Raw genomic sequence first — 14,555 nt, forward strand, 5'->3', positions numbered from 1 at the left:
CTTACTCCAGATCATCCAGGTTCTGATCAGTTGGTGCCAGTTCAGGCGGCGCTTCGAAGGGGTTGCCGAGCGCGGCAGTGGCGGCCGACACCTCGAATGCATCGCCATCGTGAACTGGTGGCCAGGTCTGCGGGTTCAACTCACCCCGCGCTCTCTTCTCGGCGATCTGGTCCGAAAATTCCGCCTCGCTCGCTTCGTGTGACCGACAACACCATCGGTGCGACTGCGGGTCGTCACCATAGGAGTCGGCGTTGCAGTCAGCCTTTGGCGCGGATGTAACGTCTGGTTTTGGCTTGTCGACCGACAAGTATCGATTGCCAGTAAGTGTCGAGAACCAAGCGAAGTCCGCGATGACCAGATGGTCACCCGGCGCAAGCGTCGGAAGGGTATCGGGATCCCACTCGAGTCGAGACGGCTCGTCGGCCTCTGACTGGTCGAGTGGCCCGATCGACAGCCCGTCGATCTTGAACGAGCCGCGATTGCTCGTGTCGATCGAGATAGTGGGGCCAACAACGCAGCCGTCACCGTTGCGGGTGAGCATCACGATCCGTGATCCCGCCCGGATGCGTCTGGAATCGACATCCAAAACGAGCGGCGTCGTCGACACAACCGTCGCGAACGCGACGAAACGGTTACCGGCGTCAGCAGCGAGGTCGTGTGCTACCTGGGGGTTACCCAGGGCGAGCAGTTGTGCGTTGCACTGCCCATCGCTCTCGATCATGGGCACAAGCGAGTTTCGCCACGGTCTGTATGTGCGGCCGAAGCGCACCAAGTCCGATGCGTGGAGCGTTAGCCGCCGACGCCACACCACCTGTGCATCGGATTCGATCGCGCGATGGGCCGGACGAAGCACCGACGCGGGGATGCACGCCAGCGCGTCTAGTGCCCGCTCGAGCACGTTCGCTTTGTACTGGAGTTCTGCAGTCACCAGCTGCGCGTAGCGTTCTGGATCAGCGACCGGTGTTTCGGCCGGCTTGCCGCGGCGCCCCACGAGTGCCTCGTACAAGGCGTCGGAGGTTGCATTCGTCAGGCGGGCGCCTGGTGTGTGCTCAGAGCTCTCGATCTCGTCGGCGAACCTTCGGTGGTCGATAGGGGTTCCGGAATCGGTCTCGGCCCACCCAACGAGATAGTCAAGTCGCCCGAGGTTTGTGAGCGGACCACCCGCGACAAGGTGTCGTGCCATCACAGCGCGGACATCGATGATGGGCGACCGCAAATGAAATGCTCGCGAGCGATCATCCTCTAGAAGCAGGGCGATGGCGGTGCGCTCGACCTCGGTGATCGCTCGGGGCACGGTGGCCGGCTCGCCGTCGTAGGTCAACGTAGGACGGCCCATCTCTTTGTCGCGCTGCCAGCGCAGTCGGCTCAGCTCGACACCTGCCAGATTGTCGGCGATAGAAACCAGCACGTCAGCGGTGGCCTTGTCGGGTACGACGAGATGCACCGAGCCTGGCACCTCGTCACGGGCAGATCGCCGCTGTTCTCGCATCGCCTGATTGAGGGCATTGCCGATGCGACGCATGACCAGTCGGCGCGTATCGGCAGACTGAGGGTCGCCGAACGACTCGAACTCCCAACTGCCCCGACCGTCTGCCGCGACCCGCTGCACGCCGATGCCGTGAATCCCAAGCGCCGCGGCGTCTGACTTTGCGATGACGACGTTGACCGTGCCCGGTTCGCCGGCTTGGTCAACACGAAGTTGCCCCGTTGGCACTGCCTTGCCGCTGACCGTCGCGGTGATACTTGCTGCAATTGAGGCAGGAACGCCACTCGCAGGAGTGGTGCCGTCGACCAAACCGACGGCACGCTTACGCATGTCTCTGGGTATCCCGAGTTCGATCAGTAAGTCTTCGGGCCGAGTCGAGTGCCGAAGCTCATCGCGACAGTATGTGAAGAGCGTGCACGTGACACATCTCGCGGGATCAAACGTGGCCTCGAGATGCTCGACCAACTCGTCGAGCGGTTGGTCCGTAACGTGCGTTGATTCTTGGGCCTCCCGACGACGCTCTGCGATCCGTAGCGCAACCTCCTCTTGGTAGTCGTGGAGGTTCTCGACCACTGGTTCGGGTTGCAAGAATGCGTTGCGTGGCACAGCAAGAACGCCGTGAGAGTGCACGGCCATCCCTTGAGGCAGCGATGACCACGCACGAGCGGAAACGGCACCAACTGCGACCTGCAGAAAGCCTTTCAGCATTCGCGCGTCGTCGATTCGGGAACGCACCCTTTCGTAGTCTTTGGCGTCACCCATGATCAGCCAGGAGTGTGCACGGCCGTGAGACGGGGCCACGACCGCGAAGTCTGGCTTGACGTCGGTCGCGCGGGACTCTTCGAAGCCGACAAAGGGCACAGCCAACTGGTACATCAATGTCACAGCGCCGTGATCGACTGCTCTGGAGTGTGCTTGAGCGAGTGCTTCAGACGTCGTATCGAGGTTTGCGTGTGCATCAACAGTCACGACCTCTTCAGGTCGGTCTAGACCTAGTTCGCCTACGGTGCGAGTTGCGACCTGACTGGCGAAAGCCTCATTTCGCACGAGACGCTCAAACGTCATCGCGCGCATCCATCGCGCTTGGGGGATTCCGCCTGAGGCGTCGGAGTAGCCAACGGCCTTGGCAAGATTGCGTCGCGTCAGCCCGGTGATCAGCGGATCCGTCCCCCGAAACCTCGCGCATCCGGCGTGAGACGACGACGCGACCGCCCCAGAACCTCCGCCGACAACTTCAAGCGCCATTCGCGCCCTCGCAATCTGTTCCCCTCGAGCCGACCCCTCAGACGGTGGCCCTCCTCTCATCTTGGCAGAGTGTGCGGACAGGGCCGCCGGCGTTGCCAGCAGTGGCGCGGCCCGAGCGCTTGCTACGGTTTCGTCAAGGTTTGAAAGGGCGGATTTCATGGCTGGATCGATGTTCACGGCTTCCCCGGTGCACCTGACGAAGCTACTGGGAGACGCGCAATCGGGCGCGCTTCAGCTTCCAGACTTCCAGCGTTCTTGGGTGTGGGACGAGGAACGCATTCGCAGCCTTATTGCCTCTATCTCACGGGGGTTTCCTGTCGGCGCCGTCATGACGCTCGAGACAGGTGGCGATGTGAACTTCCGTCCTCGTCCGGTCGAAGGCGCGCCTGATGCAGCGAAGGTTGCCAAGCCTGACTCGCTCCTCCTCGACGGGCAGCAGCGGCTCACTTCCCTGTTCCAGGTGCTGCTCCGAGGTGAGGTCGTTGAGACGGTGACGCCACGCAACCAGCGCGTCCGTCGCTGGTTCTACATCGACATGGACAAGGCGCTCGACCCCACGGCTGATCGTGACGATGCCATCGTGATCGTCCCGGAATCGAAGCAGGTGAAGAGCGATTTCGGCCGGGTGGTTGAGCTCGATGTGACATCAGTCGAGAACGAGGTTCGGGCGGAGATGTTTCCAGTCGCGAGCCTGCTGGGCTGGGCGGATTGGCAGCAGGCGTATCTGACAGCACACATCGATGATGTTGGCCCGGCACTGGCACGAATGGAGCGCTTCCGGATCGAGGTTATCCAACAATTCACGAACTACTTGGTCCCCGTCATCGAGCTTGGGAAGACCACTTCCAAGGAAGCCGTCTGTGTGGTTTTTGAGAAAGTCAATACCGGCGGCAAGTCCCTCGACGCGTTCGAGCTCATCACGGCGATGTACGCGGCAGACGGACACGAACTGCGCCGCGACTGGTACGGCGCGGAGGGGCACGAAGGGCGTCAAGAGCGGCTTCGACAGACGCTGAGAATGCCGTCGGCGTCGGCCGGCGTATTGAGCGGCGTCGGAAACACAGATTTCTTGCAGATCGTGGCGCTCTTCCACACCAGGGATGTGCGTGATGCTGCAGCCGAATCGGGTAAGTCTGGGCGTGAACTTCCCCAGGTCTCACTGAAGCGGCAGACACTCTTGAACCTGCCGTTGACTGCGTACCTTCAGTACCAGGACCACGCCGAACGCGGGTTGGTTGCGGCAGCGAAGTTCCTCATCGGCCTCGGCATCTTCCGGGTCTATGACCTGCCCTACCAGAGTCAGGTCGTGCCGCTGGCGGCGATTCTTGCGGAGCTGGGGGACAGGGTGGAGATCGCTAGCGTTGCCGCCAAGGTCGCGCGCTGGTTCTGGAACGGCGTGTTCGGGGAACTCTACGGATCGTCCACCGAGACGAGGATGGCGCGGGACTTCACCGAAGTGCTGGCTTGGATCGACGGTGGTGACGAACCGACGACCGTCAGGGATGCGTTCTTCAGGGAGGACCGACTCCGATCGCTCCGCTCTCGCCAGTCCGCAGCCTACAAAGGAGTCAACGCTCTGCTCATGCAGCAGGGCGCTCACGACTTCCGTACCGGCCAAGCTTTCACGAATACGGTCTTCTTCGACGAGAACGTCGACATCCACCACATCTTCCCGCAGCACTGGTGCCGTTCGCAGGGCATCGCTCGTGATACTTACGACTCGATCGTGAACAAGACGCCCCTGACCGCGCGCACTAACCGGATCATCGGCGGCGGTGCGCCGTCTCAGTATCTGGCAGAGCTTGAGCGGTCAGACAGCGAATCCAGCGTCGACGCGCTGGATTCGCGGCTGCGATCACATCTGATCGATGTCGAGGCTCTCAGATCCGACGACTTCGATGCGTTCATCAACAAGCGGCGCGCGCAACTCGCTCATTTGATTGCTGCGGCCACAGGGAAGGCCGTTATCGAAACTGGGGGAGCGGGCGACGAGGAGGTCTTCGTCGATAGCGAGACTGACGATGCAGAACAGATCGTGAGTGACCCGCACTAGCAACGGTGGTTAGTAGGGTGCTCGCTCCGGACCTGCGCTGAGTAACGCGTTTGATTTCTATGGCCCGCTAGCATCCCAACCATGACACGCATGATCCCCGTCCGCCCTCGTTCCGGCGCCAACGTGTCCGAGAGGCGCATCTTCGACGCGTTCGCCGGCGCGACCGGTGCGGACGACTGGATCGTCCTGCACAGCCTCGAGATCCACCGGCATGCGTCGCAGTTCCAAGGCGAGGCCGACTTCATCGTGCTCGTGCCCGGCCGCGGAATCGTCGTGATCGAGGCGAAGAGCCCCGAATACGTGGAGTATAAGGACGGCCAGTGGCGTCTCGACCGCGTGCCGAACCCTGGCAAGAGTCCGTTCGAGCAGCTCGACGGCAGCATCCGCAGCCTTCGCGGCTACCTCAAGCACCGCGACATCCTGGGCGGCGCGGAACCGATCGCGCGTCTTGTCTGGTTCACCTCTCTCGACCGCTTCCAGTTCAAGAACGCGACACCCGGCGACATGCAGTTCTTCGAGTGGGAGCTCGCGTGGCACGGCGATCTGCAGCATCCGATCAAGGCGATCGAACAGGTGCTCGACGCGCACGACGCCTGGTACTCGGCCGTCGACGGGGTCGAGCATGCCCCAGAGCTCATGACGGCCGAGCACGTGGAAGAGATCGCGGCTGCGCTCCTCGGCGACTTCGCCGGCGGGCGCTCGCTCGCCGACCGCAAACTCGAACGCCTCGACGACGAGAACCGATTGCTGAAAGAGCAGCGTGTCGTGCTCGAGATGATCGAGCGCAACGATCACGTCTACTTCGACGGACCCGCCGGCACCGGGAAGAGCTACCTGCTCGCGCAGCTCGCGAAGCGCTGGAAGTCCGACGCTCGCACGCTCGTCACCTGCTGGAACGTGCTCATGGCGGACGAACTCCGCGACATGCTGCGCGCGGGCCGCGACATCGATGTCGACGACCTGAACACGATCATGCTCCGCGTCGCCGGCATCCAGGAGAACCCCGCGGAGGCCGGACGCGACTGGTACACCACGGAACTCCCGCAGCTCGCGCTCGCCGCCCTGCAGAAGGATCCGACGCTCGGTGCATACGAGGCGATTTGCGTTGACGAGTTCCAAGACATCGCGGGCTTCCCGGACGTTCTCGACCTGCTCTTCGCGCTCGCCGGAACAGGAGCGGCAGACGGCACCCGGCTCGCTTTCGCCGGGGATGCGCGGCAGCAGATTCTGCGGCCGGCAGACGCGCATGTCGACCCGTACGCGGTCGCGCGCGAGCGGGTGCCCGACCTCGTCCATGTCGCGCTGCGTCGCGGACTGCGCCAGGTGAGCGCGCTCGCCGAATCCGCTGAGGCCCTGCTCTCACGCAGGTTCGGCTACCGCGGTCACCGCGCCACCTCGACGATCAGCGCACCAGTCGCCGTGAAACCGGTCGCGGATGCTGCCGAGGCATCCGCAGCACTGGCCGCCGCCCTTCGGGAACTGCTCGAGCACCACCAGGCGCACGACATCGTCATCCTCAGCCCTTTCGGCTCCCGCCGCTCGCTTGCAGGCAAGGTTCTCACCGCCGAGCACTTCACCAAGGAGGAGCGCTGGCTGCGCGATCGACTCAAGGTCGACGCGCCGGTCGGCATGGGGCCGGTGGACGCTGCGACCACCGACGTGGTCGTCGACGTTCCCACCCCCACGACTCCGAAGGCCCCGCCGGGACGAGTGCGCTGGGGGTCGATCTTCAAGTACAAAGGTCTGGATGCCGAAGCCGTCATTCTCACCGACATCGGCGACGAGGCCCTCGCGTTCGTCGGAAGCGAGGGCCTCGCCTGGTTCGACCTGCTCTACGTCGGGCTCACACGGGCGCGGTATCGGTGCGTGGTGATAGCGAACTGACAGCGACGTCGGCTCTGCCTCACGCGCTGAAGCGCGACCCGGGGCTGGTGCTGAAGGACACGTCGCCTGGCGAGAACGTCCGCGCACCCAGCGCTTCTCGCGTCTGACGGTAGCTCTCGGGCGTCAGGCCCTGCGTGACGAGTTCGGCCGCTCGACCCGGGTAACCGAACACGGTCGGCAGACCGCCCTCTTCGAGAAGCCGCAGAGCCTTCGCGCGGACCTCGGAACCAGGGTGGATGAACCCGTGCGGTTCATACTGAAACAGGTTCCAGCTCCACGCCCGAGCGTCTCCTCGGGTGAACCCTGACCAGGGCCCGTCGTCGATTGGCTCCCCGGCATCCGTGGCCGAGAGCGCCTCGTGCACTCGCGCCCAGCCGTAAGCGCGTCGCTCTTCGGCGTCGCCGGCACGCCGCTGAACTTCAGCGGATGCGACGCGTCCGAGTTCGGATACGACGTCGTCGATGCTCATCGCCATACCGTCGCTTACACGGATGAACCCCGACGGCTGTACGTCTGCGAGTAGTCGGTCCGTGGCCCGCTGGGCAGAACGATCGTTCGCACTGGCACCCGGTGCGAATGCCGATCTCAATCCGAGCCTGACCCACCAGCGGGCGCTCGGTGCGCTCCAGCGGGTGTCGGCGAAGACCGGTCGGTTCGCATCGTCGGGCCAGCCGTCGGAGCGGCGGTCGGAACCGTCGTGATTAGCGTTCATTTCGATATCCCTCTCAGTGGGAGGGCGACGCACGTGGCGTCAGCCCATCGACTTGCCCGCACGCGTTTGCGTCGGGCCGGTTCTTCCCCTGGGGCACCCCGCTCGACGGAGGAGGGTTGCCGTGCAGCCGGCCAGGTACCGAAGGCTGCAACTCGTGAACCTGAAATGCACTGTAGCAGGAGGGTCCGACATCGATTGGGCTCACCCGGGCGTGCTATCGGTGCGTGGTGATACCGAACTGATGATGGCGGAGCTGATCAACTCGCACCCGTCCCTCGATGTCTGTGCTCGTCAGGCGCGGAGGATCTCCGCCGTGCTGCGACGACCGCGTCGTCCGGGTGCACTTCTCCGATGCGGATGCGTGGCGTGTCGAGTGGAGAGGTGGACGAGTAACCGAGAAGCCGACGCGACGGAGCACGGTGACGGACGTCTCTTAGGGCACTCGAACCGTCAGCGCTCGCCGTCCTTGGAAGACTCGCGGCGGATCCGCTTCAACCCGCCGGCCAGCTGCCCGGACAGCTTCGATGCGACGCCCTTCGCGTGATCGAATGCCTCGCCACCGACGCGTGCCGCAACGTCGATTCCTTCGGTGCCGGCCTTGATCATGCTGTCGCGGGTCTCGACGGCCGCGTGCTTCCAGCGCTTCGTCTCGACGGAGTCGCGCTCGCGCTCGATACCGAGTCGCGCGTCGAACTCGGTCACCGCGCCGGCGACCTCGTTGCTGCTCCGCACCACCGCCGGTGACATCGTCGGGTGAAGGAGCACCTTCGAGTTGGCCGCCGAAGCAGCGGAGTCGAGGCGTGACATCAGTTGACCCGTGCTCTGCGAGATCAACGTCAGGCGCTTCGCACGCGCCGTCCGCAGCGCGATGCGGTGTCGGTCGAGCTCGTCCGGGGAGGAGTCCAGAACCCGGTCGAGCTCGAGCACGCCGATCGCCTCCTGCAGTGAGAAGCAATGGGCGAGAACAGCGAGCCACTCCTGCGCTTGCTTCTCCGCGGCCTTCGCGGCCTCGGCGAGATCGCCGATCTTCGCCGTGCTCTCCAGCCGTTCAGCGAGCGCATCGAGCTGGCGAAGCGCGTACGCCTGGGTGCGAGCGACGGTCATCGACGTTCCCTGCACCTTCGACCAGGTGATCTCGGAGACACGGCCCACCTCCGTCCGAACCGTCATGGCTTCTTCGAGGATGAGCTCCACGCCGATCATGTCGGCGAGCACGGCATCCTTCTGTGCACGGAGAACGGCGTCCACCTTGGCGTCGATCACCGCAAGGTAGTCGGTGATCTCGTCCATGGTCTGCTGCATCGCGAGCTGAGCCATGAGGCCGGCAGCGCCGGCGAGCATCGCCGGATTGGTCAGCATCGCACCGGGGCTCTTGAGAAACTGGAGGTTTTTCGCGAACTGACCGTTCGGCGCGCGCAGTGTTGCGTGAACGTGACCACTCGTCGAGTTCGTCACCTTCGGCAGGTGCTGCGCGGCCTTCCACGACTCCTCGGTCAGCTTCATCCAGCGGCCCGAGTTCGCTGCGATCTCCGAGCCCGCTTGAAGTGCCGCCGATCCGCCGCCGAATGCCTTGCCCAGACGCTGGATGCCGAGATCCCGCCCCTCGAGGCCCTGCGAGGTCAGGAACATCTCGACAGCACGCTCTTCACCGATCACGGCGAGACCGGCGCCATCGCTGATCAGCTCGACTTCGAGGTCTTCGGTCATTGTTGCTCCAAGGTCCGCGCGGTCGGTGCGATTCCCATCATGGCTTGACTTTACTGATTCCATTACCGCTACCGTGACATCCAGGTGAGTCCACAAGGCGGTGGGCCGGAGAGGGTTTCAGATGGCTGACGTACAGGCAGGCTGGTACGACGATGGGTCCGGCACGGGCACGAAGCGGTGGTGGGATGGCCAGCAGTGGACTGAGCAGGTGCAGCCGCCCGCCCCGAAGGAACCGGGCATCGACGGTGTGATCAATCGGGCGCGAGCCGACGCCGAGGCGGGTGCGCAGCCGCGGCCTGCACCGAAAGGCATGAGTTACGTGGTGCTGCAGGTCGTCCTCAAAGAGAAGTTCTGGGGCACCGGATCCGGCAACCTGACCGAGCTGGAGAAGGTCATCAACAAGCAGGCTTCGCTCGGCTACCGCCTGCACACGATCACGACCGCGTCGTCTGGGAGCGCCGGATTCGGCGGCGGTGATCGCATCCAGGCGACCATGGTTTTCGAACGGCTGACCTGATCGATCAGACGGTCGTCCAGATGAGATGACAAGGACCCGGCTCCCCACGGCCGGGTCCCTGCTGTTCGTCCAGCTCCCCTACGGCTGAACGAACACCTCGTCGGCGAACATCCCCGGGCGCACGCGGATCAGTGCCGTCTCACCATCGGGGATGAGGAATGCCGCCGAGCCCGTGGCCGAAGCGCCGTTGTACAGCTCGTCGGCCATAAAGTTGTCCGCGAGGACGACCATGGCGTCGTAACTGTTGATCACGTTGCCGGCGCTGGTGACGACATCCACACCGACCTCGGGCGCCAGCCCCGACTCATCACCGGTGTACGTGACGGTGTAGTTCACGATCTCGTAGTGCGAACCGGCCGGCGCCGCCTCGTTGAACTGGTTGCCCTCGGCGACCGCGGCCGCCCCATCCGCCGTGTGGCTGTTGATCACGACGGTCCAGTCGGACGAGCTGATCGTCGAGCCGAGCGGGTACGGGTTCTCGCGCGTGCCCTCGGCTGCGGCATCCGATCCTTCCTCGGCGGCGGGTGCGGCATCCTCGCCGGACTCGTCCGTCGGCTCGCTCACGACCGTGTCGCCGCTGCCGAACTCGTCCTCGAACGCCTCCTGGGCAACGCCGGCCATCACCGCGAAGAACACGACGAACCCGACGATCGTCCCCACGACCGACGCGACGAGGCCGACGATTCCCATCCACTTGCCGCTCCCCTTGAGGAACAGCGAGACGATGCTGAGCACGAACGCGATCGGCAACAGGATCCAGCCGACGATGAGTGCGCCCGGGATGCAGGCGAAGATGAACCCGACGGCGGCGGTGATGAGCGCGACGAGCGCCAGGACGTTGCGCTTCGCGGGCGCTGCCGGCTGGTCGACCGGCGGCATGGGCGGAGGCATCTGCTGCGGAGCAGGAGCTGTGGGCGGGTTGGGTACGGACATGTGATTCTCCTCAAGGAGTGTGCGTGGAGCACCGGCCTGCCCCACGACGGATGCCGTAGGGCGCCGACCGCACGCACGACGAATACCGCCCTTCTCAGGGCGCGATTCCGGAGCTCCGGGTGGGGCTCCGTGGTCCGTGCGGACCGGCTGGATCAGACCATAGAGAAGGCCTCGGACATTGGTCGTAGTCCGGTTGGAAAGAGGTCGACAATCGCTCCGCCCGAACTACGCTGATCCCATGTTCCGTCGCCCCATTGAGCTCCGCGTCGACCGCGACAGCGTGGCGATGGGGGATGACGTCGTCTCCCACGCACGATCGATGACCGTGCCTCGCGGCACGTTGCTCAGCGCGGCGCTCGAGCGGTCATCGCCCGAGATCCGATCCCAGGGCTGGTCGTGGGTCGCCGTCGTCGACCGCGAGGTCGCCGCAGTCTGGTCCGTCGACCACGGCGTCCAGCTTCTCGTCGAAGACCGCAAGCTCACGCGCGGGCCGGTCGACATCCACTTCCGCTACTTCGTGCAGATCGACCCCGCCTGGCTGCACCGCCGCCTGGCCGAGGGCGCGCGAGCGAACCGGCAGGAACTCGAGGCCGAGTACGCCCCCATCGCTCGCGATAAGCACCGCGCTGAGCTCCGTCGGCGCGAGCGCGAGATCGACGCGCGGCTGCTGAGCCCCGAATGCATCGACACGCTCGGCCACTACGGCGCCGAGATCACCCTGCACGCCGACATCGCCTGCGACTTCATCCACGAGGGAGAGACCTGGGCGTTGCGCCGCGCCGACACCATGCTCCAGGTCTTCCGCGGACCCGGCGGCCCCATCGCGTCCATCCGGCCGCACATCCTCGGCGAAGCCTGGCTCGTCGCGATGATCGGGTCCGTCGTGCGCGTCGCTACCGGGCAGGCCGCCCTGCCCGACGCCGCCCCGCTCCCGGGCCTCGAGCTCACCCGATCCGCCGGCCGATGGATGTCGCGCGGCGGCGGCGCCACCGTCGTCCAGGTCCGCTCCGACCACCAGGCCGACGCCGCCCGCCTCGCCTACGGGCGGTCGATCACCGAGGTGCGCGCCCTCCTCGAGGCCTGACACTCGTCAGAGGTGTGAGGCGCGACCTCACGGCACCGGCGGATAGTCCTCGTTGCGGCCCTGCTCCTCAGCGGCGATCCGATCGCTCTGCTGCTCGTCGAACGAGGGCGCCTGATCATCCGGGCGCTCCTCGTCCGCTCCGGGCGACTGCTGGCGCTCGTCGTCGTCACTGCTCAGATCGGGATCGACGCCCTCGGGCTCGAGCGGGTCGGTGGGGAACGGTGTGGGGTTGGTCATGGCTGCCTCCTCGATCGTGGGTGGGCGACCAGAGTGGCACGCGCGCGGTCGATCGTGGAGGTGCTTGACAACGGGATCCGGATGCGGGATGAGTCCGACACCGGACGCTCCTCACGCCGTGAACGCCGGCACGGCCTCGATGAGCATGCGGGTGTACTCCTCCTGCGGATCTGGGGCGGCACGCTCTTCCGACGGACCCCGAGCCGTGACTACGCGTCCGGCTCGTACCGGAGCAGATCCCCGGGCTGACAGTCCAGCGCCTGGCACAGGGCGTCAAGCGTCGTGAACCGCACGGCCTTCGCCCGACCGTTCTTCAGGACAGCGAGGTTCGTCGGGGTGATGCCGATGCGCTCGGCGAGCTCGCCGACGGCCATCTTGCGGCGGGCGAGCATGACGTCGATGTCGACGATGACGGGCATTCAGATCACCTCGCCGAGTTCGCTGCGTAGGGTCTGCGCCTCGTTCTCGCGGTCGATCGCCTGACGCAGCAGCGCTTTCATGACGACCATCAGCAGCGCCATGCCGCCGAGGACGAGGGCGGCTCCGCCGACGAGTGCGACGAGCCCCGGCGCGATCTCCGTGGGCTTTAGCAGGAGAGCCAGCGCCACGGCCAGCACGGCGGCCGCGGCGAATGTGCCGATGATGACGTCGACCAAGCGGAACGACGACGCCTGGAAGATCGACCCGCGGCGCACCTTGGTCAGCAGCATCCAGACGCACACGGCGAACACCTGCATCGTCAGCACGCCCAGCACGACGATGGTGACGAAGCCGATGCGGAACCACGCGGGCGCGTTATCGAGGTCGATCCAGATGAGCGGCGCGAGCACCGTCTGCACGATAAGTGAGCCGGCCGCGATCAAGGAGATCGCTGAGGGGATTTAGGCCCGCGCGGCGTCCGCCGCGGCGAGTCCGTCGCGCATCGCCTCGCGCGACGCGGCACCCCACGGCCCGGAACAGGCGAGCGGGATCTCCGTCATGTACCGGCGCTGAGGTTCCGGGATCCGCTCCGCGAAGCCCGCAGGGTCGGAGCCCGCCGTGGCATACAGGTCGGGGCCGTCGGCGTAATAGAGGTCGCACGCGACGAGGCGTCCGTCGCTGCCGCGCATGATGTTCGACGGGTTCTGATCGAGCGGACCGCACCACGGCAGCTCGCGCATCGCATCGGCATGGATGCGCCGCACGATGTCGACGAGCTCGGCCACGTGCGGCTCGCGCTCGGCGATCGCGGTGTGGAAGGCCGCGGCATCCTGCTCGTCGACCTCGCCCAGCCACTCCATCACCTGCAGGTCGCCGCCGCCGTCGAGGCGCCGATGCGCGAACAGCCGCGGAACCTGCCGGGTGTGCGCCGCCTCGCGGTACAGAGCGGCGGTGTACGGCCCGACCGGATCGAACGGGCTGATGCGCACGGCGGCCGAGCCGTCCGGGGAGCGCAGTGCGATCGCCCAGTCGCCCTCGCCGCACGACGTCCATCCGGCGTCTCGGAAGATCCGCTCGGCGTCGTGATGCGTGGCATCCGCGGGCAGGCTGTCGACGATGGCAGTCATGCCTCCAGTCTGCGGGGCGCGGCCTCGATCTGCCAGGCGAGGCGGCTCACTAGGCTGGCCGCATGGATGCTCCTTCCGCTCATCGCGCTCCCGGCGCGCGCTCCCCGCGCGTCATCCACACCGGGCAGGCGCTGGTCGATGAGGTGTTCGAGGTGCCGGGCATTCCGGCGCGCGGACAGAACGTCATGGCATCCTCTGTCGCCGAGTACGCCGGCGGCGCGGTGACTGTGCTGCTGGCGGCGACTCGCCTCGGTGCACAGTGCGTGCATGCGGGCGCGATCGGAACGGGCCCACGCGGTGACCTGATCCGTTCGACGCTCGCCGGTGACGGGATCACGGCATCCGCGCCTCCCGTCGCCGACCGCGACACCGGCGTGTGCGTCGTGCTCGTGGAGCCGACCGCGGAGCGCACCTTCGTCACGACCCTCGGGGCGGAGCGCGAGATCACCGTCGAATCGCTCGCCACCGCTGAGGTCGCAGACGGCGACCTCGTGTGCGTCACCGGATACTCGCTCGCCGTCGACCAGACGCGCGACCCGCTGCTGGCCTGGCTGGATGCTCTGCCGGCGGGCGCCGTCGTCGTGCTCGATCCCGGAGCCGCGTTCGCGGCCCTGCCGCCGGAGGTGCGCGATCGGATGCTGGCGCGCACAGACGTCTGGACCGGTAATGCGGAGGAGGCGGCCGACGTGCTGGAGGTGCTGGGGATGGATGCTTCGTCTGTTCCTGCGGGCGCCGAGCCAGTCTCGCCGATCCCTGAGCCCGTTTCGCCGATCCCTGAGCCTGTCGAACGGTCGGCGCCTTCCGGCCGCGAGATCACCGCTCACGCTGCGGCGCTGCAGTCCGTCTTGCGGGATGGCGGCGTCGCGATCGTCCGCGATGGGGCCGAGGGGTGCGCCGTCTATGCGGACGGTGGGTCGACCTATGTGCCCGGCTTCCCGCAGAAGCCGGTGGACACGAACGGCGCTGGCGATACGCACACCGGCGCTCTGCTCGCATCGATCGCCGTCGGCTCGACGTGGGTCGATGCCTGCCGGCGGGCCAACGCGGCTGCCGCGATCAAGGTGACCCGACGCGGACCCGCCACGGCGCCGACCGCCGACGAGGTCGACGCGTTCTTGACGAGTTCTCCACAACCTCGAACATAACTCCG

The 14,555-nt window shown here is 66.0% G+C and carries 13 protein-coding genes and 1 riboswitch; of the genes, 5 read left to right on the plus strand and 8 right to left on the minus strand.

Annotation, left to right across the window (positions count from 1 at the left end; translation table 11 throughout):
- Position 1: 1 nt before the first annotated feature.
- On the minus strand, positions 2-2,455 hold the full coding sequence (locus tag AB0269_RS10960; protein WP_366211221.1) for a hypothetical protein: 2,454 nt from the start codon (positions 2,453-2,455) through the stop codon (positions 2-4).
- A 433-nt stretch (positions 2,456-2,888) separates the two neighbouring features.
- On the opposite strand from AB0269_RS10960, the gene AB0269_RS10965 reads away from it, so the two are divergent.
- Both AB0269_RS10965 and AB0269_RS10970 read left to right on the plus strand, forming a co-directional pair.
- Positions 2,889-4,784: a DUF262 domain-containing protein gene (locus AB0269_RS10965; RefSeq protein ID WP_366211222.1), complete on the plus strand. Its 1,896-nt coding sequence runs from the start codon at positions 2,889-2,891 to the stop codon at positions 4,782-4,784.
- 81 nt (positions 4,785-4,865) lie between these two features.
- Positions 4,866-6,668, plus strand: a complete 1,803-nt coding sequence (locus tag AB0269_RS10970; RefSeq protein WP_366211223.1) for an NERD domain-containing protein/DEAD/DEAH box helicase — start codon at positions 4,866-4,868, stop codon at positions 6,666-6,668.
- Between the two features lie 19 nt (positions 6,669-6,687).
- Here the strand turns inward: AB0269_RS10970 and AB0269_RS10975 are convergent, their stop codons facing one another.
- Positions 6,688-7,137, minus strand: a complete 450-nt coding sequence (locus AB0269_RS10975; RefSeq protein ID WP_366211224.1) for a hypothetical protein — start codon at positions 7,135-7,137, stop codon at positions 6,688-6,690.
- 285 nt (positions 7,138-7,422) lie between these two features.
- Positions 7,423-7,540, minus strand: a riboswitch (SAM riboswitch).
- Between the two features lie 290 nt (positions 7,541-7,830).
- Positions 7,831-9,087 (minus strand): hypothetical protein, encoded by a 1,257-nt coding sequence (locus tag AB0269_RS10980; protein ID WP_366211225.1) that lies wholly within the window; start codon positions 9,085-9,087, stop codon positions 7,831-7,833.
- 121 nt (positions 9,088-9,208) lie between these two features.
- On the opposite strand from AB0269_RS10980, the gene AB0269_RS10985 reads away from it, so the two are divergent.
- Positions 9,209-9,604 carry a DUF2510 domain-containing protein gene (locus AB0269_RS10985; RefSeq protein WP_366211226.1) on the plus strand — a complete coding sequence of 132 codons (396 nt, stop codon included), beginning with the start codon at positions 9,209-9,211 and terminating at the stop codon, positions 9,602-9,604.
- A gap of 78 nt (positions 9,605-9,682) precedes the next feature.
- Here the strand turns inward: AB0269_RS10985 and AB0269_RS10990 are convergent, their stop codons facing one another.
- Positions 9,683-10,537: a hypothetical protein gene (locus AB0269_RS10990; protein WP_366211227.1), complete on the minus strand. Its 855-nt coding sequence runs from the start codon at positions 10,535-10,537 to the stop codon at positions 9,683-9,685.
- A 238-nt stretch (positions 10,538-10,775) separates the two neighbouring features.
- On the opposite strand from AB0269_RS10990, the gene AB0269_RS10995 reads away from it, so the two are divergent.
- Complete coding sequence (locus tag AB0269_RS10995; protein WP_366211228.1) at positions 10,776-11,621, plus strand: hypothetical protein; 846 nt, start codon at positions 10,776-10,778, stop codon at positions 11,619-11,621.
- 27 nt (positions 11,622-11,648) lie between these two features.
- Here the strand turns inward: AB0269_RS10995 and AB0269_RS11000 are convergent, their stop codons facing one another.
- From AB0269_RS11000 to AB0269_RS11015, 4 genes are all read right to left on the minus strand, one after another.
- Positions 11,649-11,858: a hypothetical protein gene (locus AB0269_RS11000; protein ID WP_366211230.1), complete on the minus strand. Its 210-nt coding sequence runs from the start codon at positions 11,856-11,858 to the stop codon at positions 11,649-11,651.
- A 209-nt stretch (positions 11,859-12,067) separates the two neighbouring features.
- Positions 12,068-12,277, minus strand: a complete 210-nt coding sequence (locus tag AB0269_RS11005; RefSeq protein WP_366211231.1) for a helix-turn-helix transcriptional regulator — start codon at positions 12,275-12,277, stop codon at positions 12,068-12,070.
- Positions 12,278-12,688 (minus strand): DUF2975 domain-containing protein, encoded by a 411-nt coding sequence (locus tag AB0269_RS11010; RefSeq protein WP_366211233.1) that lies wholly within the window; start codon positions 12,686-12,688, stop codon positions 12,278-12,280.
- Between the two features lie 51 nt (positions 12,689-12,739).
- Positions 12,740-13,405 carry a hypothetical protein gene (locus AB0269_RS11015; RefSeq protein ID WP_366211235.1) on the minus strand — a complete coding sequence of 222 codons (666 nt, stop codon included), beginning with the start codon at positions 13,403-13,405 and terminating at the stop codon, positions 12,740-12,742.
- Positions 13,406-13,467: 62 nt separating this feature from the next.
- Here AB0269_RS11015 and AB0269_RS11020 point away from each other — a divergent pair, with 62 nt between their 5' ends.
- Positions 13,468-14,550 carry a PfkB family carbohydrate kinase gene (locus AB0269_RS11020; protein ID WP_366211236.1) on the plus strand — a complete coding sequence of 361 codons (1,083 nt, stop codon included), beginning with the start codon at positions 13,468-13,470 and terminating at the stop codon, positions 14,548-14,550.
- The last annotated feature ends 5 nt before the right edge of the window (positions 14,551-14,555 follow it).

Source organism: Microbacterium sp. NPDC077644 (genome assembly GCF_040702785.1).
GTDB lineage: Bacteria > Actinomycetota > Actinomycetes > Actinomycetales > Microbacteriaceae > Microbacterium.

Coding starts and splice junctions, on each gene's coding strand:
- AB0269_RS10965 (WP_366211222.1), top strand. CDS start 2,889: ATGGCTGGATCGATGTTCACGGCTTCCCCGGTGCACCTGACGAAGCTA.
- AB0269_RS10970 (WP_366211223.1), top strand. CDS start 4,866: ATGACACGCATGATCCCCGTCCGCCCTCGTTCCGGCGCCAACGTGTCC.
- AB0269_RS10975 (WP_366211224.1), bottom strand. CDS start 7,137: ATGAGCATCGACGACGTCGTATCCGAACTCGGACGCGTCGCATCCGCT.
- AB0269_RS10980 (WP_366211225.1), bottom strand. CDS start 9,087: ATGACCGAAGACCTCGAAGTCGAGCTGATCAGCGATGGCGCCGGTCTC.
- AB0269_RS10985 (WP_366211226.1), top strand. CDS start 9,209: ATGGCTGACGTACAGGCAGGCTGGTACGACGATGGGTCCGGCACGGGC.
- AB0269_RS10990 (WP_366211227.1), bottom strand. CDS start 10,537: ATGTCCGTACCCAACCCGCCCACAGCTCCTGCTCCGCAGCAGATGCCT.
- AB0269_RS10995 (WP_366211228.1), top strand. CDS start 10,776: ATGTTCCGTCGCCCCATTGAGCTCCGCGTCGACCGCGACAGCGTGGCG.
- AB0269_RS11000 (WP_366211230.1), bottom strand. CDS start 11,858: ATGACCAACCCCACACCGTTCCCCACCGACCCGCTCGAGCCCGAGGGC.
- AB0269_RS11005 (WP_366211231.1), bottom strand. CDS start 12,277: ATGCCCGTCATCGTCGACATCGACGTCATGCTCGCCCGCCGCAAGATG.
- AB0269_RS11015 (WP_366211235.1), bottom strand. CDS start 13,405: ATGACTGCCATCGTCGACAGCCTGCCCGCGGATGCCACGCATCACGAC.
- AB0269_RS11020 (WP_366211236.1), top strand. CDS start 13,468: ATGGATGCTCCTTCCGCTCATCGCGCTCCCGGCGCGCGCTCCCCGCGC.